This is a genomic window from Pseudomonas sp. LBUM1676 (genome assembly GCF_059695605.1).
Map to the genome: position 1 here is coordinate 2571406 of NZ_CP166777.1, position 20015 is coordinate 2591420.

Genomic DNA, 20015 nt, shown 5'->3' on the forward strand with positions numbered 1-20015 from the left:
ATCATGAAACTCAACACTGTGCTGATATTGCTGGCGATGTGGGTGCCCGCGGCCTATTGCGGCAACGGACCGGCCGCCGCCCGGGTCAACGGCGAGGAAATTTCCGAATGGCGCCTGGAGCGTTATTTCGCCGAATACCTGGAGGATCAGGGCCGAGCGGTGGGCAATATTCGCAATCCCAAGGCCTACAAGCAATTGCGTCAGGCCGCCCTCGACGCGCTGATCGACCGTGAGTTGCTGTGGCAGGAAGCGCTCAAGCGCGGGGTGGTGATCAGCGACGCCATGGTGCAAAGCCAGGTCGACCAGACCCGGCAGGCCATGGGTGATGCCGACAAGTTCGCCCGGCGCCTGGAAGACGCCGGCTTCGACGAAGCCGGTTATCTGGAGTACACCCGCCGTGAACTCGCCGCCCGTCAGGTCTACGCTGACCTGACCAGGGTGGCCGGGCCGGACGAAAAGCAGGTCCGCGCCTTCTATGACGAGCATCGCGACCGTATGAGCCGGCCGGAGGAAATCCAGGCCCGGCATATCCTGATCAAGGTGGCGCAGGATGCCGACGCTTCCACAGTTGAAGCCGCGCGGCTACGCTTGGAGCAGATGCGCCTGAAAATCACTCAGGGCGAGGACTTTGCCAGCGTGGCCCGGGCCGGTTCTGAAGATACGTCCGCCAGCGAAGGCGGGGATCTGGGCTATTTTCCACGGGGGCGCATGTTGCCGGAGTTCGAGGCGGCGGCGTTCGCCCTGGCACCGGGGGCTGTCAGTACGCCTGTGCGGACCGCGGTCGGCTGGCATTTGATCTATTTGCAGAACCACCGGGAGGCGACCGATGTCTCAGAGGAGCAAGGGCTTGAGATGGTCCGGGTGTACCTTGCCCGACAACAACAGGCTCAGGCTCGTCGAGACGTTCTGGCGCAGCTGCGTTCCAGTAATAAAATCGAGCGGATTGACGATGATTGAAGGTTCCCCCCCAATAGTGGGTAAAAGCTTCAGTGCCAATCCATGCGCTTCCCCGGTTTTGGGGGGAAGGGCAATTGGACGATATGGCATTGTCTTCAAATTCAAGGACATGAAGAGATAAAAATACCGGCGCCCGGCCTGGCATGAAGTGTGCGTTAGTCCTCTCAAGGCACGCACTCCCAGGGCTGGAACATCGGACCTGCGGTTTCAAGGAGTCGACCTTGTTAAACAAAGTACTGGTTGTCGAAGACGAACAGCTCCTTGCCGAAAACCTCAAGGATTACCTTCAGGCGCAAGCGCTGGACGTCCGGATTGCACATGACGGTGCGACGGGTATCGGTGAAGCCGAACAGTTTGCACCCGATGTGATGGTGTTCGATTATCGCTTGCCCGATATGGAAGGCTTTGAGGTGCTCGATGCTGTCCGCCGGAACAGGAATTGTCATTTTGTACTGATCACTGGACACCCGACCGCTGAAGTCTGTGAGCGGGCCCGGCAACTTGGAGTCAGTCATATCCTGTTCAAACCCTTTCCATTGGCGGAATTGGCCCGAGCAGTCTGCGATCTTCTGGGCATGGAGCGCGAACCCAAAACAGGCATGAGCACTTCCGAAGGTTTTGTCGAACGACGCCAGAGCAGGACCGAAAGTTTCCCGCTGCAGTTGTACGACGGCAGTTGGGTGCTGGCAGATCGTCGAAGAACCTCATCGACCTCCAAGGCACCGGACGACGAACAATTGCTCACCGGGGATTAGTGGCGCGACAAGCCGTAGCGGCTCGCCGCGTCGACAGGGCTCAAAGCCCCCGGCGTTGGAGAGCATGCCATGGACCGTCTATCCCTTGCCGTCGAACCGGCGCTGTTGGACTGTGTACCGCCACGTTTTTCCAGTGAGCAACTGGCCCAGGCCCGGGCCCGGGCCACCAGTTCCGGCGAACGGGTACTGGAAGCCCTCGGGGTGCTGTGCGAACTGGCCCCGATGCCCTTCATCCACTGCCTCGGCGCGACCCTGCATTATCCGGTGCTCGACACCGACAGCCTGTTTCAATCCACTCCAGTGTTCGACCGGGTCACCCTGGCCCAATGCCTCAAGCGCGAATTCATCCTGCTGCGTCACGAGGACGCGGTCATCGGTGTGTTTGCCGACCCCTTCGATTCCGCACGGCTGGCCTGGATCGACGACTGCCTGCACGGCGCGCCGCTGTACCTGGTGCACGCCGACGACCTCAAAGCCTACCTGGCGCGCCACGAAGAGAGCTTCCACGCGGTGGAATCGCTCAACGCCCAGGCCGATGCCAACATCGAAATCGACACCCTGCAAAGCCTGTCCCTGACCAGCATCAGCGAAGACGCCAGCGTGGTGGTCAAGCTGGTCAACTCGACCCTGTACGACGCATTGAAAATGCACGCCAGCGACATCCACCTGGGCACCACGGGCAGCGGCCTGGTGATCAAGTACCGCATCGACGGCGTGCTGAACAACATCAGCAAGATCCAGGGCAGCGAGTTCGCCGAGCAGGTGATTTCCCGGGTCAAGGTCATGGCCGAACTGGACATCGGCGAAAAACGCGTGCCCCAGGACGGTCGCTTCAAGATCGGCATCAGCGGCCGGCAGATCGACTTCCGGGTGTCGATCATGCCAAGCATTTTCGGCGAGGACGCGGTGCTGCGGGTGCTGGACAAACAGGACTTGGCGGACAAGGTCAGCGGTGTGCAGTTGCAGGCGCTGGGTTTTGAAGAACACACCCTGCGCCAACTGCGCCGGCTGGCCGCCGAACCCTACGGCATGGTGCTGGTCACCGGCCCCACCGGCAGCGGCAAGACCACCACCCTCTACGCGATGATCACCGAGATCAACCACGGCGTGGACAAGATCATCACCATCGAAGACCCGGTGGAATACCAACTGCCTGGCGTGCTGCAGATCCCGGTCAACGAAAAGAAGGGCCTGACCTTCGCCCGCGGCCTGCGCTCGATCCTGCGCCATGACCCGGACAAGATCATGGTCGGTGAGATCCGCGACCCCGACACCGCGCAGATCGCCGTCCAGTCGGCACTCACCGGGCACCTGGTGTTCACCACCATCCACGCCAACAACGTATTCGACGTGATCGGCCGGTTCACCCAGATGGAAATCGACCCTTACAGCCTGGTCTCGGCGCTCAACGCGGTGCTGGCCCAACGGCTGATCCGCCTGGTCTGCGCCAGTTGCAGCGCGCCGAGCAATCCGACCGATGAAGAACTGCGCCTCAGCGGGCTCGACCCACAGCAGGTCGATCATTATCACTTCGTCCACGGCAAAGGCTGCGGCCATTGCCGGGGCACCGGTTACCGCGGGCGTACCGCGATCGCCGAGCTGCTGCACCTCGATGACGAACTGCGGCAGATGATCGTGGAGCGCCAACCTGTTTCGAAAATCAAGGCACACGCTTGCAAACGTGGCTTGCGCCTGTTGCGCGAGTCGGCTCTGGAACTGGTTGCAGATGGGCGGACCACGCTCGAGGAGATCAATCGTGTCACTTTTGTCTCGTGATCGTTATGTCGCCGTGCTCGGCGCCAGCAGTGTCGGCCTGGGTCAGCGCAAGGGCAACGAAACCCTGTGGCTGGGCAGCGTCGGTTTTATCGACGAAGGTTTCCATGCCTGGGCCGTGGCCCTGGACACCCTCGACTGCCTGCTGGCTGAACATACCCGTGCCGGTGCCGAATTGAGCGTGGTGATTTCCGGGCACTTCAGTCGTTTTTGCCTGGTGCCCTGGAGCGACCAGATCAGTAGCCCGGATGAACTGCAGGGGTTCGCCCAACTGTGCTTCGAAGACCTCTTCGGCGTACCGACTCAACCCTGGAGCCTGGTGCTGTCGGCCGAACCCGCTGGCTACGACCGCATCGCCAGCGCCCTGCCGCACGACCTGCTGTTGCGCCTGCGCAGCCTGGTCAGCGAGCGCGGCCTGCGGTTGCGCTCGGTGCAGCCGTACCTGATGGCCGCGTTCAACCACTTCGATAAAAGCTTCGATGCCGGCGACTTCCTGTTCGTGGTCGCCGAGCCGGTGCGCAGTGTGTTGCTGCTGGCCCGGGAAGGGCGCTGGGCGGCGGTGCGCTCGGTCGGCACCGGCGACAGCGACGCCGCACTGACCGCACTGATCGGTCGCGAAAGCCACTTGCAGGCTTCCACCAGCGAACGGCCATTGAGCGTCTACCTGCATGCGCCAGCGCGTATCGAGGCACAGCCCGACGTACCCGGTGTGCACCTGCGCACCCTTGAAGAAGACCGGACCGGCGTACGCGATGCCTTGTACGTCATGTCCCGGGCGGTGGCCTGACATGCGTGCCCTGATGCTCGACTTCCAGCCGCGCCGCCGCTCGGGCCCCTTGGGCTGGAGCCTGCTGGCCGGTGGCCTGGTGCTGACGCTGAGCTGCGTGTTCATCCAGCAGCACCTCAGTGAACAGGCCGCGCAACAACAAGGCCACTTGCAGACCGCCCAGCGCGTCCTCACCGGCGACGCCGGCAGCAAGACCAGCCTGACGCCGGCCGAGACCCGCGAACAGGCGCAGAACCTGGCCGAGATGCGCAAGGTCTCGCAGCAACTGCGTCGGCCCTGGGAACGTCTGTTCGCCATGCTCGAAGCCATGCCCCGCGATGACATCGCCTTGCTGACCCTGACCCCGGATGCGCGCAAGGGCCAGGTGCGGATCAGCGCCGAGGCACGGGATCTGGAAGCCATGCTCAAGTTCCACCAGCGCCTCGAGGCCAGCGACGAGCTGTCCGACGTGTCGCTGCTCAGCCACGAAATCGTCGTCAAATCGCCGGAGCAACCGGTGCAATTCAACCTGTCGGCCAGCTGGGAGATCGGTGATGCAAATCCCTAGATTGATCGTCCACGAATACTTACAAGGCCTGGGCGTGCCCGGTCTGGCCGGGTTGGCAATGCTGGTGCTGGCGCTGCTGTATGGCCTGGGCGGGATGATGCCGGACTGGCAGGCGCTGCAATCCCTCAGCCAGCAGACCCGCGAAGCCGGCGAGTACCTGGCCCGGGTCGAAGACGGCAGTGTCGCCGCTCCGGTGGTGCCGCAGCGTCAGCTCGACGACTTCCGCAGCAAGTTGCCGTCCCAGCCGCAGGCCACCGTCGCCATCGACAAGATCTACGCGTTGGCGGCCCAGGAACACATCACCCTGGCCCGCGGTGAATATTCCCTGGGCATCGACCCCAAGACCCACCTGGCCCGTTACCAGATCCTGTTGCCGGTGCGCGGCAGCTACCCGCAACTGCGGCGCTTCCTGCATGCCTTGCTCGGCCAGTTGCCGGCGGTGGTGGTGGAGGACGTGGAGTTCCAGCGCAAGAAAATCGCCGACACCGACCTGACCGGGCGGATCCGCATGACCCTTTACCTGTCGAGGTCATGATGAATACCAAGCGCGTAGTGGGTTGGGTGGCGTTCTTCGGCGTGGCGGCGGCGCTGACCTGGTTGCCCGACTATTTCATGCCGTCGGAGGAGGTCGCCACCGTGGCCACCCCGGGCACAAGCAAAACCCGAGGTGCACTGCCTGCAGCGTCGGTCGCTAAAAAACCGGCGGTGGTCAAGGACCTGACCCCGGCTGGCGACCTGTTCGCCGCCCGCAGCTGGAAGGCGGCACCGACCCTTGCCACGGTCACCGAACAACCCGTCAACGTCACCCCGGTGGTGCCAGCCCCCAGCGCACCGCCGATGCCATTCCAGTTCATCGGCAAGCTGGATGACCGTTCCGACCTGCAAGTGTTTTTGCAGAACGGCGAAAAAATATACGTCGTGCGCAAAGGGGATGTGATCGACGAAACCTGGCGGATCGAGGGCATTTCCGATGTGGAACTGAGCTTTGTCTACCTGCCTCTGCATTTGTCCCAGACCTTGTCTGTGGGGAGCGCGCAATGAACAGATCATGCCGTAATACCAAAGGAGCACTGATGAGCCTTTGCCTGTGCGCAGCGCTGGCCGCGTGCAGTTCGGCGCAAGTGGCCAACAAGGAAGCGTCCGAGCTGATCGAACAGGGCCAGTACGAAGCGGGCCTGGCCCGGGTCGAGGAAGGGCTGCGGGAGAACCCTCGCGACACCGAGCTGCACCTGCTGCTCAACAGCGGCCGCGCCAAGGCGATCACGGCGCTGTTGACCCAGGCCGACACCGATCGCGCCCGCCGGGATTTCAGCTCGGCACGCATGGCCTACAGCCGGGTGCTGACCATTGAGCCCAACAACCGCCGCGCCCAGGACGGCATACGCCAGCTCGACTACCTGCGCAGCATGGATGACAAGCTCGAACTGGCCCGCGGCGACCTGCGCCGCGGCGACATCTACGGCGCCGACCGCCAGGTGAAACAGATCCTCGAACTCGACCCGAAGAATGAAGGCGCGCTGGAACTGCAAGGCAACATCCGCCTGGTGCAGAGCCGCAACGTGATCGCGTATCCACAGCTGCGTACTCGCCTGGACCGGCCGGTAACCCTGGAATTTCGCGATGCCAACCTGAAGGTGATTTTCGAAGTGCTGTCCCAGGTCGCCGGGTTGAATTTCATCTTCGACAAAGACCTGCGCCCGGACATGAAAGCCACCATTTTCGTGCGCGACGTGCGCATCGAAGACGCCGTGGAACTGCTGCTGCAACAGAACCAGCTGCACCAGAAAGTGGTGAACGAAAACACCCTGCTGATCTACCCGGACTCGCCGCAGAAGGTCAAGGACTACCAAGAGCTGGTGATGCGCACCTTCTACCTGACCAGCATCGATGCCAACACCGCGCTGAACATGATCAAGACCATGCTCAAGACCCGCGACGTGTTCGTCGATGAACGCCTCAACACCCTGACCATGCGCGACAGCGAAGACGCGGTGCGCATGGCGGAAAAGCTGCTGCAATCCCAGGACCAGTCCAACCCCGAAGTGGTGCTGGAAGTGGAGGTGATGGAAGTCGCCACCCAGCGCATTCTCGACCTCGGCCTGCAGTGGCCGAACACCTTCGGCGTGGTCAACAGCGACGGTTCGGCAGTGACCTTGCTCGATCAGCTCAAAGGCATCAACTCCAGCCGGATCAGCATTTCGCCATCGCCCCAGGCCAAGATCAACGCCCAGGACAACGACATCAACACCCTGGCCAGCCCGGTGATTCGCGTCAGCAACCGCGAACAGGCACGCATCCACATCGGGCAGCGCGTGCCGATCATCAGCGCTACCTCGGTGCCGTCGACCCAGGGCCCGGTGATCACCGAAAGCGTCACCTACCTTGATGTCGGTCTTAAACTTGAAGTACAGCCCACGGTGCATTTGAACAACGAAGTGGCGATCAAGATCGCCCTGGAAGTGAGTAACGCCACCCCGCTGGAGCCGACTCGCCAAGGCACGATTCCGGTCCAGGTCGACACCCGCAACGCCCAGACCACCTTGCGTCTGCATGACGGCGAGACCCAGATCCTCGCCGGCCTGATGCGCAACGACCATGGCGCAACCGGCAACAAGATTCCGGGCCTTGGCGACATTCCGGGCCTGGGCCGCTTGTTCGGCAGCAACAAGGACACCGTCGGCAAGTCGGAACTGGTGCTGTCGATCACCCCGCGGATCGTGCGCAACCTGCCGTACCAGAGCCCGTCGGACATGGAATTCCCCACCGGCACCGAAACCAGCATGCACATCCAGGCGCCGGACCGTCGGCTGGAGACTTCCGCGGTGCCTCAGGCGATGGATCGGCCGATGGCGGCCACCACCCAAGTCGTTATCGAGAAGCCTTGATCATGAACGCCTCCCAACGCGGTTTTACCCTGATCGAAGTCGTGGTGACGCTGGCCCTGATCGGCCTGCTGGCCGGCATGGCCGCGCCCCTGACCGAGACGGTGGTACGCCGGGGCAAGGAGCAGGAACTGCGCACCGCCCTGTACCAGATTCGCGACGCCATCGACGCCTACAAACGCGCCTTCGACGCCGGGTACATCGAGAAGTCGCTGAACAACAGCGGCTATCCACCGAACCTGCAAGTGCTGGTGGAGGGCGTGCGCGATGTGCGCAGCGCCAAGGGCGCCAAGTTCTATTTCCTGCGCCGCGTGCCCCGTGATCCGCTGGCACCGGTCAAGCGTGACGACGAAGGCGGCTGGGGCTTGCGTTCCTATGACAGTACGGCTCAAAACCCGCGGGAGGGCGAAGACGTGTTTGACGTTTACTCCCAGGCGCGCGGCAAGGGTCTTAACGGCATCGCCTACCGGGAGTGGTGAATCATGCGTCGGGAAAAGGGTTTTACCCTGCTGGAACTGATGGTGGTCATGGCAATCATCGCGACCCTGATGACCATCGCCTTGCCACGCTACTTCAACAGCCTCGAGGCCTCGAAGGAGACCACCCTGCGCCAGAGCCTGTCGGCGATGCGCGAGGCACTGGACCATTACTACGGCGACACCGGGCGCTACCCCGATTCCCTCGAACAGCTGGTGGAACAACGCTACTTGCGCAACGCGCCGATGGACCCGATCGCCGAGCGCAAGGACCTGTGGGTTCTGGTGGCGCCGCCGGACGGTGTAGCGGGCGGGGTTGCCGATATCAAGAGCGGTGCAACAGGGAGGGCGCGTGATGGCAGCCTTTATGCCGAGTGGTAGGCCTTCGAACCAGGCGGGTTTCACCTACCTGGGGGTGCTGTTCCTGATCATGGTGATGGGCATGGGCCTGGCCAGTGCCGGCGAATTATGGTCGACCGCCTCGCGCCGTGATCGTGAACGCCAGTTGCTCTGGGTCGGTACCCAGTATGCCCAGGCCTTGCGCAGCTATTACCGCAGTTCGCCAGGCCTGGCGCAGTACCCCAAAGAGCTGGCGGACCTGTTGCAGGACGAACGTTTTCCCAACGCCAGGCACCATATCCGCCAGCTGTACCCGGACCCGATGGGGGGCGGCGAATGGACCCTGATGCGCGGTTTCGACGGGCGCATCACCGGCCTGTTCAGCGCCGCCACGGAGACGCCGCTCAAACAGGCGGATTTCCCCAGTCAATGGTCGGACTTCACCGGGATGGCCAGCTACAAGGACTGGCAGTTCGTCGCCGAGAAGGCGTTCATCGAGGGCGCGTCCGGGCCAAAAAGTCCGTCACGGACGCCGCAAGGGGTGATGCCATGAACAAGCTCTGCCTGGCCTTGATCCTGCTGCTGGTGACGCCTTTTGCCGCGGCCACCGAAGAGGACGAAATGATGGGTTTTATCGTCGATGACACCATCTCGCACATCGGCCACGAATTTTATTACGCGTTCAGCGAACGCCTGCGTGCCACCAGCCCGATGGATTTCAACCTGGTGGTACGCGAACGACCTTCCGCACGCTGGGGCAGCCTGGTGACGGTGGAGTTTCAACAGCGTTTGGTTTATCGGCGCTTCCTGCCGCCGAACACCGTGGAGCTCAAGGAGGAGGCGTCCGACGCCGCCGACTGGGTGCGCGGGCAGATCGTCAAACGCAAGCTGGAAGCCTTGTTGCAGGACACCACGGACCTTGAGAGGGACGAACTATGAAAACGAAAATCTTGTTGCGCCGCCCCGGACTTTCACTGGCCGCCATCTGCTTGCTCGGGTTGGCCAGTGGCGGCCTGGTCCAGGCCACGGAGCTGGTCTACACGCCGATCAACCCGTCGTTCGGCGGCAACCCGTTGAACGGGACCTGGCTGCTCAACAATGCCCAGGCGCAAAACGACTACGACGATCCGGACTTGAAAGACCGGGCCTCGCTGGCCGGTACTTCAGCCCTCGAACGCTTCAGCAGTCAATTGCAGTCGCGGTTGCTGGGGCAGTTGCTGGACAACATCTCCACCGGCAACGCGGGGAGCCTGTCCACCGACGCTTTTATCGTCAACGTCATCGACGACTCCGGCGCACTGACTATTGAAGTGACTGACCGAGTGACCGGTGAAGTTTCGGAAATCCTGGTGAATGGACTGGCCCCTTGAGGGGATTCGGTCGATGGGGAGTTAAGGACATGAAAAAAATAATTGCGCTAGGGCTGATGTTGGCGGCATTACAAGGGTGCAGTCTGCGCGAGCCGATGTCGGCGGAGCAGGACACCGAAACCCCGACCCTGACACCTCGGGCGTCGACGTATTACGATTTACTGAAGATGCCACGACCCAAGGGCCGGTTGATGGCGGTGGTGTACGGCTTCCGGGATCAGACCGGGCAGTACAAACCGACCCCGGCCAGCTCCTTTTCCACCAGCGTGACCCAGGGTGCGGCGAGCATGTTGATGGATGCGATGCAGGCCAGTGGCTGGTTCGTGGTGCTGGAGCGTGAGGGGCTGCAGAACCTGCTGACCGAACGCAAGATCATCCGCGCCTCGCAGAAAAAGCCTAATACGCCGATGAATATCCAGGGTGAGCTGCCACCGCTGCAAGCCGCGAACATGATGCTCGAAGGCGGGATCATCGCCTACGACACCAACGTGCGCAGCGGCGGGGAAGGGGCGCGTTACCTGGGCATCGACATTTCCCGCGAGTACCGGGTGGATCAGGTCACGGTGAACCTGCGGGCGGTGGATGTGCGCAGCGGGCAGATCCTGGCCAACGTGATGACCAGCAAGACCATCTACTCCGTGGCCCGTAGCGCCGGGGTGTTCAAGTTTATCGAGTTCAAGAAGTTGCTTGAGGCTGAGGTGGGCTACACCACGAACGAACCGGCGCAGTTATGTGTGTTGTCGGCGATCGAGGCGGCGGTGGGGCATCTTCTGGCTCAGGGGATTGATCGCAAGATGTGGCAGGTGGCGGGGGACAAGACTGCGCCGGTGCAGGATGAGACGCTGGATCGGTATTTGACTCAGGCCAAGGTGGTGCCTGAGGGTGAGGATGAGTGAACGTGGCGGCCTTCGGGCCGACCAGGTTCTTGGCGGCCGGGGACATATCCATTGTTGCGGTAACGGCCGCTTATGGTTTCGCCCTTACGGCGAGGCACTTTTTTCAAACGCCAAAAAAGTACCCAAAAAGGCTCGCCCCGGCGTCCGGCCCCTCGCTAAGGCTCGGCGTTCCTTCGCTCCGGTATCCATCCGGGGACACTGCCCTCCGGTCTGCTTCGCGACGACCTACATGCAGCGTGTTCGACTGCGTCGAACGGCGCTGCGCGCCACTCCCCGGATGCACACCTCCACTCAGCCTCCCGAAGGGGCGGGTGGATCAAGATCAAGAGCTGCAGGCGAGCTAACGCTCGGCCTGTTGAGTGGTGACGAGCGAGTGTGCGCCGATCTGCTCTTCTGTGGGAGCGAGCTTGCTCGCGAAGGCGGCCTGCCAGCCGACCTGATTCTGTGGCTGTACCCGGATCAAAATGTGGGAGCGAGGTTGCTCGCGAAGGCGGCCTGCCAGCCGACCTGATTCTGTGGCTGTACCCGGATCAAAATGTGGGAGCGAGCCTGCTCGCGAAGGCGGCCTGCCAGCCGACCTGATTCTGCGGCTGTACCCGGATCAAAATGTGGGAGCGAGCCTGCTCGCGAAGGCGGCCTGACAGCCGACCTGATTCTGCGGCTGTACCCGGATCAAAATGTGGGAGCGAGCCTGCTCGCGAAGGCGGCCTGAAAGCCGACCTGATTCTACGGATGTACCCGGATCAAAATGTGGGAGCGAGCCTGCTCGCGAAGGCGGCCTGAAAGCCGACCTGATTCTGCGGATCTACCCGGACCTTGTGGGAGCTGGCTTGCCCGCAAAGGCGGCTGACAGCCAACCAGATTTTTTTATGGGTGTCTGAAGTTTCTGTAGGACTGACTTGAGGGCTACATCGCCTTGCGCCATTGCCCACAACTACGCCAGAATCCGCCGGCTTGTGCACCTTGGACCCTGACTCTATCGTTGCCGGATCGCTGCAAATTCAGCGATCGGGTTTAGCGATCCGAACAGGTACAGGGAGCAACAGCACTCCAATCTTCATTGCAGGTTTTTTATGACTGCAATTTGATCATGGCGGCTGTGCGTCGGAGACTTTCGGGTCTGCCGGGTTCTCCTGTACCCCCGGTTCGCTAACCTTCGTACAGCCGCCACCCTTACTTGTTTAGCGACAGGTCATGGTGGTTTCATTTTCTACAGGATCTTCACCATGCCCAAACCGACACCGAATCCCCCAGAATCGCAAGCCGAATGCACTAGCACCAGCCGCGCCTCCAACCTTCACCTCAAACCCGCCATACTCAAAGTCTTCTCACCCCACAAACCCAGCACAATGTTCGTCATCGCCCCGGACATCGACACCGAAAGCCTGCTGGCCCACGAATGTGAGTCGTTGGCTTCCGCCAGTGTCATGGCCAGTGATTTCGCGACATTTGTGGATGGGCCGCAGCGCAGCATGGTGTTGGGTATCCAGCAGGTCATCATGCTGGCTGATCTGGCAGTAAACCGGGCACTGGATAACCTCGATCCCCAAGGTTAAATCCTCAACCACAAGAGATCGTCAGGTGGACCGCGTTATCGTCATCTCGAACAAGCTCGGTCCTACGGGATGCGTCAGGCGAGAAAAAACCGCGACCCCAAAGGGGTCGCGGTTCTTTTTTCAGCGAAATTACTGCTGCAAAACAGTCGCCTGGTTCCCCGTCCCATACTGCTGAACAGTCGCCATCTGCGTCACCCCACTCTGATCAACATTGGCAATGTTCCCCGTCCCGCCCTGGGTCACATACGCCACGTTCATGCTGTCGGTCTGTTTCACAACGATCTGGTTATCATCCCCATATTGGGTAGTGAACGCCTGGTTGCTCGTGCCCGACTGGTCGTACTCGGTGCTGTTGCCGGTACCGGTGCTGGTGCCCTGGGCCAGGTTGGTGAGGCCGCGTTGCGAGGCGATGAGGATGTTGTCGCTGCCGTTCTGGTCGAAGTACAGCTCGTTGTAGGTGTCGGCCTGGCTGACGCTGGTCTGGTTGCCGGTGCCGGTCTGGTTGGTGGTCATGATTTGGCCGACGCCAGCCTGGGTGAAGTTGGCGATGTTGCCGCTGCCGGTCTGGTTGATGGTTGCACGCTGGTTGCTGCCGAACTGGCCACCGGCTTGCGGGCCTTTCCAGTTGCTGGCGTAGACCTTGTTGTCGTTACCCACCGAGTTGGCGGTCAGCACTTGGTTGGTGCCGCTCTGGTAGGTGAGGTGCATGTTGCCGGTGCCCTGCTGGTACAGCGCCAGGGTCGAGCCGAAGGACTCGAACTGGTCGGCGTAGATCGCGTTGGCGTCGCCAACTTGCAGGACCTGGGCGACGTTGTTGTCGCCGAAGCTCTGGTCGACGATGGTTTCGTTGGCCGAACCGATCTGGTCGACGGTGGCCTGGCTGGCGAGCTGGGAATCCTGCCAGACTTCGGAGCCGTTCATGGCGCCCAGCTGGTTGATAGTCACGGTGCCACCGTCACCATTGGTCTGGTGGCCGTAGGCGTAGTTGCTTTCGCCGGCCTGGTTGATATTGATCTGACCGGCCAGGTGCCCGACGTGTTCGGCGGTGCCGTAGTTGGTGGTGCCGTACTGGATGACGGTCGCGTTGTTGGCGGTACCGAACTGCAGTTGCTCGATGTTGGCTTCGTTGCCATCACCGAGCTGGAAGGTGGTGGCGGTATTGCCGTCCTGGTATTCCTGGTAGATGAGGGAGAAGTTGCCGGTACCTTGCTGTTGTTGCAGCGCCTGGTTGCCGCCCAGAGTACCCACCGACTGGCTGGCATGGCTAGTGTTCAAGGCGCCGACCTGTTGCTGGGTAATGGTGCTGCCGTTTTCGAACAGCTGCTCGGCGTAGCCGGCGTTGAAGTCCCCGACTTGATCCTGGGTAATGGTGCCGGTGGCGGCTTCTTGCTTGGCGGCCGCGTCGTTGCCTTCGCCGAGCTGTGTCTGGGTGGCGGTACTTAAAGGGGCCGACATCTGTTTCACGTCGGCGACGTTCGATGTCCCGACCTGGTTCTGGGTGGAAAGGCTGTCATCCGCCATCGCCTGGGCACTGACAATGACCAGGATGGCGGCGGTGAGTGGCGTCAGTTTGAACATGATGAAACCTCCAAGTGGTGCAGTGCTTTAGCGATACTGTTTGACCGAAACGCTCATGCCATTCCCCGACTGGGTCACGGCGCTCGAGAGCCCCGTGCCGGCCTGGTCGATGCTGGCGTCGTTGTTGTTGCCGTTCTGGGAAATCTGCGCGCGGTTGTGGCTGCCGTTTTGCGTGATCTGGGCGTTGTTGCCAGAACCTTGCTGGGTGATCAGCGCCATCAGGTCGCTGCCTTGTTGCAGGATGTACGCTTCCTGATTGCTGCCCGACTGGACGATGCGACCGAGCAGCGACTGGCCGTTCTGTTGCAGCAGCGCGACGTTGGCCTGGCCGTTCTGGTCGATCAGCGCTTGCTGGCCAATCGGCGCTGGCATCTCGCCGAGGTCGGCGCCTTGGGCCAGGTCGTCGTTCTCCATCAAATCATCGGCGCGCACGCCCGCGCTGCTGCAAAGCAGAAGCAGGCAGAGCAGGGTGGCGGTCGACTTTTTCATGGCGGTGTCCTTTGGGAAGAGGCCTGCCCCACCGATCGGCCAGATCGGTGGGGCGAGGGCTTATTGCACGGCGACGGTGACCGTGCGCACGGTGCCTTGGGAGGAGCGGATGGTCGCTGTCGGGTTGGCCGACGGGATCACCGTGGTGCTGTTGCTCACCGTCAGCCGCCAGCGTCCGGTCACCGGTACCGTGGTGGTACCCAAGGTCACCAGCCCGGTCGGGGTGGTCACCTGGACGGTGATGGTGTTGCCGGCGGTCACCGACGAGGTGCCCGTGAAGTCCCAGTTGAAGCGGTTGTTGGAACGGGCCGTCACCGTGGCCGCGGTCACCGCGAAGGTTTCCGCTGCGGGTCTTGGCGAGACTTGCACCGTGACCGTGGCCGGCGCCGACTGGGCGCCGAAGCTGTCCCTGGCGATGTAGGTGAAGGTCGTGGTGAAGGCCGTGGTGACCGTAGCCGGTGGGGTGTAGGTGATCACGGTGCCGTCAGTGCTGACGGTGCCGCGACCGGCCGCTGGTTGGGTCAGGCTGGCGACGGCTAGCGGCACGTTGCCTTCCGGATCGGTGTCGTTGGCCAGCACGTTGATCGGTACTGCCACGCCCTGGGTCGCGATGCTGTCGACGACGGCCACCGGAGACTGGTTAGGCGCCACGGTGATGGTCACGGTCGCCGCAGCGGTCGAGGCCAGGCCTTTGACGTCTTGAGCCTTGTAGGTGAAGGTCGTGGTCAGCGGCGCATTGACGACGGCCGGCGGGGTGTAGACCACCGCTGCCGTACCGCTCAAGGCTACGGTGCCCTGGCCTGCTGCCGGTTGGGTCAGTGCGGTGATGCTCAGAGGCGTGTTGCCGTCCGGGTCGCTGTCGTTGCCCAGCAGGTTGAGGGTGATCGGCACCCCGAAGCTGGTGCTGCCGGTGTCGGCCACGGCCAGCGGCGCCTGGTTCTCACCGGTATCCGGTGCCGAACCGACCACCACGACCGGCTCGGTATCGCTGCCGCCCGCGGCAGATTTGACCGTGATGGTGGCGGGTGGCTGTTGCAGGTCGGCGACGGTCAGGCGTTGCAGGGTGCCGGACTTCGACAGACGTCCAAAGCCCTGGGCAACCATGTCCGGTACCGCCACTTCGTCAGTGGAGGTGGCCTCGATCAGCAGGCTGTGATTGCTCCAGTTGTAGCGAGCGGTCTGGATTTTCACCACGTCCGTGACCTTGCTCGACACCGCCGTCGGCCGGGTGGTGCCCGTCGGGCTGCTGGCCGTGACCACCACGACCGGAGGCACATTGCCGGTGACCAGATGCTGAGCGAAGAACAGGCCATTGTTGTCGCCCGTCATGTTGATCAGGCATGGCGACAGCGGTGGGCCGGGCACCAGGGCGAGGGTTTCGCGGAAGCACAGGCTCGAGCTGTTGCCCGATTTGCCAAAGACTTCGACCCGGGTGCTGCTGGTGCCTGGACCCGACGGGGTGCGGCGGTAGGTGGCGCGGTCAATCTCCACCGGGGTTTGCGCGCGGTTGTCGAGGACTTTGCCGGACACCGTGAACAGGTTGGTCTGGATGATCCCGGCCGGTCCCTGGATGCGCACGAAGTTGGTGTTGTTGGGGCTGCCGGTGACCTGCTCGGTGAGGTTCGGGTCGCCGACGAAGGTTTCGACGGTGCCGGTGTCCGGGTTGACCTCGGTGTAAGGGCCATTGACGCTGCGCAGGAACGGGCCGACGTTGCCATTGAGCACACCGCTGAAATTCCCCGGCGCACCGATGCCGATGTCCCGGGTCATGTTGATGGCGCGCCGACCCGTGGTGGTGACGTTGATCGTTTCCACCCCGTAAGGGTGGGTGATGGTATAGACCCCGGGCGTCGGCACCGAGGCGCGCAGGCGAATCCGCGCGAAGGAGACCTGATCGCCATCCACCGGAGTTTCGGCGCCGAATGCCGCCTCGATCGCGGCCACGTACACTTCCAGTTCATACCCGCTGTTGCCGACTTGCGGGATAGCGGTCTCCGCTGCGAACCAGAAGGCTTCTCCAGGCCAGTTGTCAGGGAAGATCATCGGCTGGGCGTCGTCGTAGACCCCCGGTTCCGCCGCGAGGATGCACATGTACGACGGTGGGTTGGTAACCGGCACCCGCGAGCTCGCGGCCCGGGACTGGCACAGCTCCAGCTTCAATTGATTGTTGTCCTGATACCACATGGGGAATTTCCCCGTGGCATAGGTGTAGGGGCCGGGGTCGACGGCGGCGAGTTGCGCGAACGCGCTGCCGGACAGCGATAGAGTCAGTCCCAGGGCGTTGAGCGCCAGGCGTGGCCAATTGTTCATGATGCCTCCTGATGAGGATCTGGGCATGTGAGCGTTCATTGCACGATGACCACTTCTTCGGTGTCGCTGCCGCCATTGGATGACGTCACGCGAACCCTAGCCGGTGGAATCGGCGAGATCCCGGTGGCCAGGGTTTTCACCGCGCCTTCGCCACTGAGGGCGCCGATGGCGGCACCGCTGGCGGAGGTGGCGGTGAGCACCGGCGGCGAGGTTTCGTCGCTGGTCGAGGCCACGAGGGTCAGTTGTCCGGTGCTGAGGCTGTATTCCGCACGCTGGATCACCACCAGGTCGGTCAGCGCCATGGACAAGGTGGTCGGTGTGCTGGTGGGAATCGCCAGGTGGTTGTCGGCGGTCACCTGCACCGTGCTGGGCAAGGTCGGGTTGGCCGCGGACTGCGCGTACCAGTTGCCGGTGGTGTTGGCTTCGCTCATGTTCAGCACCGGGGTGCTGCTGGTGACGCCGACAGTCGCCGGTGGTGGGGGCGCCATGACGAACACGTCCTGCTGAGCGATTGGCGCGCTTTCACCGGCTTTACGCGAGTAAGTGCTGCGCTGGGCGATCATCGGCGTCGGCCGCATCACGGTCGACAATTTGCCGGAGATGGAAAACAGCGTGGTACGCAGATCCAGGCCATTAGGCCCCTCGATGCGAAGGAAGTTGGTGTTGAACGGGCTGCCGGTGATGGCCTCTTCGAGGTTCGGGTCGCCGATGAATTGCTCGGCCGCACCGGTCAGCGGATTGGTCTCGGTGTAGGGACCATTGACGCTGCGCAGGAAGGGTCCGACGTCACCGCGCAGGGCGCCGTCGTAGGTTTTCGGCGAGCCGATGCCGATGTCCCGGGTCATGTTGATCGCCCGGGTGCCCCCGGCAGGCACGTCGAATATGTCGACCCCGTAAGGGTGGGTGATGGTGTACGTGCCGGCGGTGGGGACATCGACGCGGATACGGACCCGGGCAAAACTCATCTGGTCACCTTCGACCGGTTCTTCGGCGGCGAAGGCGGCTTCGATGGCGGTACCAAACGACAGGTCGATGCCCCGGGCGGCGTCGACGATTTCCGCGTCGGCGGTGAACCAGAAGGCTTCGTCAGGGAAGTTGGTCGGGAAGACGATCGGTTGAGCGTCGTCGAATACGCCCGGGGTCGGCAGCAACGTACACATGTACGACGGCGCGCCGGGTGCTCCGGGAGACCTGGAACTGGTCGCCTTGGACAGGCACAGGTCGAGGGTTCGACCGTGGGTGTCCTGATACCAGGCGGCAAACGAGCCGTTGGCGGGCAGATAAGGTCCGGGGTCGACGGCATACAGCGCCGCTTGAGCGATGCCTTGGGCCAGAGCACTCACGACCAGGGCGGTCGCAGTTTTGGACAGTAAAGGGTGCATGAGTTAATCCCTCTATCAGAGTACCTGTCCCGTGGGAATGGGTCAGTTGAGAGGGTTGCGGCAACTTCCATACCAACCGGCGAAAACGTTCCTGAGAGGTCCGGGACACGGGCATGCGGCGGACAAACGACGTCAGGCCTTCGCTCGAGTGGGCGGGCCATTGTCCCCAGGATTGGGGGCAGGTGGGGATAGAGGGGAGGGGTGGGAGTGTCGGGAATAAGGGGCGGGTGATGCCAGGCGCGAAAAATCAGCACCATGATGCCAGAGCGTGTGAACGATCATCGTAAGCACGGACCTGGGTGATCGCCGCTACAGCCTCTGCAGGGTGTAAAACCCGCCGCCGGGCAAACGGCCATTAGTGGGCTATAACCCTATAGGGGAAACGTCGGGAAAGGTCCATGAACATGTCAACTAAAGCGCTCCAGTCGGAGGAGGGCGATACGCGCCTGAGTTCGCGCAAGCAGCCGTTCAATCTGTTGCGCTGGTTTTCGCTGATCAGCCTGGCGGTGATCGGCACGGTCGCCGTGGCGCTGGGTGCGGTGTCCACGCGGTTCGTGATTACCGAGAGCGTGCAGCGCGATGCCTTGTTGACGTCGCAGTTCATTCAGGCGATTGCCTCCGCCGAGGTGCGCCATGTGTCGATTCCCAACGTTCGTACCATGGGCGAGTTGCTCGACCCCCGCAACGACCGGGACTTTCCAGACGTCGACCCCATGGCCCGGGCCAACGCCCGGGGCGAATTCCTCGACCATATCGAACACTTGCCGGATGTGATCCTCGCCAATATCTACGCCCCCGACCGCATGGTGATCTGGTCGACCAATCCGGCATTGATGGGCACCACGATCCATGCCGATGGCGATCTGGATCGAGCCTTTGCCACCAAGACCCCGGTGTCGGCCAGCTATCACGACGTCGACCACAATCGCATGGAGCAAAAGTTTGTCACCCCCCCGGAATACATCTTCATCGAGAATTACATTCCGCTGTTCGATGCCGAGGGCGACAAAGTCACCGCGATGGTCGAGATCTACAAGGAGCCCAAGGACCTGATCAGCCGCATCAAGCGCGGCCTGGTCTTGATCTGGCTGGCCACCGCGCTGGGTGGCGGGCTGATTTACCTGGGGCTGTACTGGATCGTGCGTCGGGCGGCGATTCTGCTGGCGGCGCAACAAAAGCAACTGATCACCAATGAAACTTTTGTCGCCCTGGGCGAGATGTCGTCGGCGGTCGCCCACAGTCTGCGCAATCCATTGGCGACCATTCGCTCCAGCGCTGAACTGGCGCTGGAATTCGACAGCGGCGCAGCCCACAAGAACATCAACGACATCATCGGCCAGGTCGATCGCATGTCGAAATGGGTCAGGGAGCTGTTGCAATCCTTGCGCCCGCTCAACGACGAGGCGGAGGCGGTCAATCTGGTGGCGGCGTTGCATGACAGCCTCATGGCCTTCGAGCAGCAGATCGCCAAGGCCAAGGTTGAGGTAGTGTTCGAGCCCAGGGAAACGCCCATGGTCCTGAGCCAGCAGGTGCAGTTGACGCAGATCCTCAACAGTTTGCTGGCCAATGCCCTGGAGGCGATGGAGAAGGGCGGCACGCTCACCATCACCCTGGAGTCGACCGATTCCCAGGGCGTTTGCGTGGTAGTGAGCGACACGGGCAAAGGCATGAATGAAGAACAACGCAACATGGCCTTCCGGCCGTTTTTTACCACCAAGCGCGGTGGCCTGGGTGTTGGACTGGTGCTGGTCAAGCGGATCATGGATCGTTTCGGCGGCGCGGTAACGTTGGAAAGCCTCGAGGGCGAGGGCACCACTGTCCGTCTTTCATTCAAACGGCTCACCTGAAAACGGGTGTGAACTTTCCCCGTTAGCGGGTGCCATTCCCCAATCGTTTCCCGATCATGGCACATTGATGT

The 20015-nt window shown here is 62.3% G+C and carries 20 protein-coding genes; 16 read left to right on the plus strand and 4 right to left on the minus strand.

Features of this window, described 5'->3' with window-relative positions:
- Positions 1–3: 3 nt before the first annotated feature.
- From ACA041_RS12085 to ACA041_RS12155, 15 genes are all read left to right on the plus strand, one after another.
- A complete protein-coding gene (locus tag ACA041_RS12085) occupies positions 4–957 on the plus strand; it encodes a peptidylprolyl isomerase (protein ID WP_497441303.1) in 954 nt (317 codons plus the stop codon).
- Positions 958–1178: 221 nt separating this feature from the next.
- The gene (locus ACA041_RS12090; protein ID WP_497441304.1) at positions 1179–1712 is read left to right on the plus strand and encodes a response regulator; all 534 of its coding nucleotides are present in this window, start codon (positions 1179–1181) and stop codon (positions 1710–1712) included.
- A 69-nt stretch (positions 1713–1781) separates the two neighbouring features.
- Positions 1782–3488: a GspE/PulE family protein gene (locus ACA041_RS12095; protein WP_497441305.1), complete on the plus strand. Its 1707-nt coding sequence runs from the start codon at positions 1782–1784 to the stop codon at positions 3486–3488.
- Positions 3469–4272: a hypothetical protein gene (locus tag ACA041_RS12100; protein WP_497441306.1), complete on the plus strand. Its 804-nt coding sequence runs from the start codon at positions 3469–3471 to the stop codon at positions 4270–4272. Before ACA041_RS12095 ends, ACA041_RS12100 begins: the two co-directional genes overlap by 20 nt.
- Before the next feature lies 1 nt (position 4273).
- A complete protein-coding gene (locus ACA041_RS12105; protein ID WP_497441307.1) occupies positions 4274–4819 on the plus strand; it encodes a PilN domain-containing protein in 546 nt (181 codons plus the stop codon).
- A complete protein-coding gene (locus tag ACA041_RS12110; protein ID WP_497441308.1) occupies positions 4806–5354 on the plus strand; it encodes a GspMb/PilO family protein in 549 nt (182 codons plus the stop codon). The genes ACA041_RS12105 and ACA041_RS12110 overlap by 14 nt, the downstream gene beginning before the upstream one ends.
- A complete protein-coding gene (locus ACA041_RS12115; protein ID WP_497442060.1) occupies positions 5354–5860 on the plus strand; it encodes a hypothetical protein in 507 nt (168 codons plus the stop codon). The genes ACA041_RS12110 and ACA041_RS12115 overlap by 1 nt, the downstream gene beginning before the upstream one ends.
- Complete coding sequence (locus ACA041_RS12120; protein ID WP_497441309.1) at positions 5857–7704, plus strand: secretin GspD/PilQ domain-containing protein; 1848 nt, start codon at positions 5857–5859, stop codon at positions 7702–7704. Before ACA041_RS12115 ends, ACA041_RS12120 begins: the two co-directional genes overlap by 4 nt.
- A 2-nt stretch (positions 7705–7706) precedes the next feature.
- Positions 7707–8180, plus strand: coding sequence for a type II secretion system protein (locus tag ACA041_RS12125; RefSeq protein ID WP_497441310.1), 474 nt, complete (start codon positions 7707–7709; stop codon positions 8178–8180).
- Between the two features lie 3 nt (positions 8181–8183).
- Entirely contained in the window at positions 8184–8558 is a 375-nt protein-coding gene (locus tag ACA041_RS12130) for a type II secretion system protein (protein WP_497441311.1), read from the plus strand.
- The gene (locus ACA041_RS12135; RefSeq protein ID WP_497441312.1) at positions 8533–9069 is read left to right on the plus strand and encodes a type II secretion system protein; all 537 of its coding nucleotides are present in this window, start codon (positions 8533–8535) and stop codon (positions 9067–9069) included. Before ACA041_RS12130 ends, ACA041_RS12135 begins: the two co-directional genes overlap by 26 nt.
- Positions 9066–9455 (plus strand): curli production assembly/transport protein CsgE, encoded by a 390-nt coding sequence (gene csgE, locus ACA041_RS12140; RefSeq protein WP_497441313.1) that lies wholly within the window; start codon positions 9066–9068, stop codon positions 9453–9455. Before ACA041_RS12135 ends, csgE begins: the two co-directional genes overlap by 4 nt.
- Positions 9452–9886: a curli assembly protein CsgF gene (locus ACA041_RS12145; protein ID WP_497441314.1), complete on the plus strand. Its 435-nt coding sequence runs from the start codon at positions 9452–9454 to the stop codon at positions 9884–9886. Before csgE ends, ACA041_RS12145 begins: the two co-directional genes overlap by 4 nt.
- Before the next feature lie 29 nt (positions 9887–9915).
- A complete protein-coding gene (locus ACA041_RS12150; protein WP_497441315.1) occupies positions 9916–10782 on the plus strand; it encodes a CsgG/HfaB family protein in 867 nt (288 codons plus the stop codon).
- A gap of 1226 nt (positions 10783–12008) precedes the next feature.
- Complete coding sequence (locus ACA041_RS12155) at positions 12009–12338, plus strand: DUF6124 family protein (RefSeq protein ID WP_497441316.1); 330 nt, start codon at positions 12009–12011, stop codon at positions 12336–12338.
- 129 nt (positions 12339–12467) lie between these two features.
- Here ACA041_RS12155 and ACA041_RS12160 read toward each other — a convergent pair whose 3' ends face one another.
- The 4 genes from ACA041_RS12160 to ACA041_RS12175 are packed head-to-tail and all read right to left on the minus strand — an operon-like array spanning position 12468 to position 18097.
- Entirely contained in the window at positions 12468–13916 is a 1449-nt protein-coding gene (locus ACA041_RS12160; RefSeq protein WP_497441317.1) for a curlin, read from the minus strand.
- Between the two features lie 27 nt (positions 13917–13943).
- Positions 13944–14405, minus strand: coding sequence for a curlin (locus ACA041_RS12165; protein ID WP_497441318.1), 462 nt, complete (start codon positions 14403–14405; stop codon positions 13944–13946).
- A 60-nt stretch (positions 14406–14465) separates the two neighbouring features.
- Positions 14466–16715, minus strand: a complete 2250-nt coding sequence (locus tag ACA041_RS12170) for an Ig-like domain-containing protein (RefSeq protein WP_497441319.1) — start codon at positions 16713–16715, stop codon at positions 14466–14468.
- Positions 16716–16750: 35 nt separating this feature from the next.
- Positions 16751–18097, minus strand: coding sequence for a hypothetical protein (locus tag ACA041_RS12175; RefSeq protein ID WP_497441320.1), 1347 nt, complete (start codon positions 18095–18097; stop codon positions 16751–16753).
- A gap of 398 nt (positions 18098–18495) precedes the next feature.
- Between ACA041_RS12175 and ACA041_RS12180 the strand changes: the two genes are divergently transcribed.
- On the plus strand, positions 18496–19944 hold the full coding sequence (locus tag ACA041_RS12180) for a sensor histidine kinase (RefSeq protein ID WP_497441321.1): 1449 nt from the start codon (positions 18496–18498) through the stop codon (positions 19942–19944).
- Positions 19945–20015: the final 71 nt, after the last annotated feature.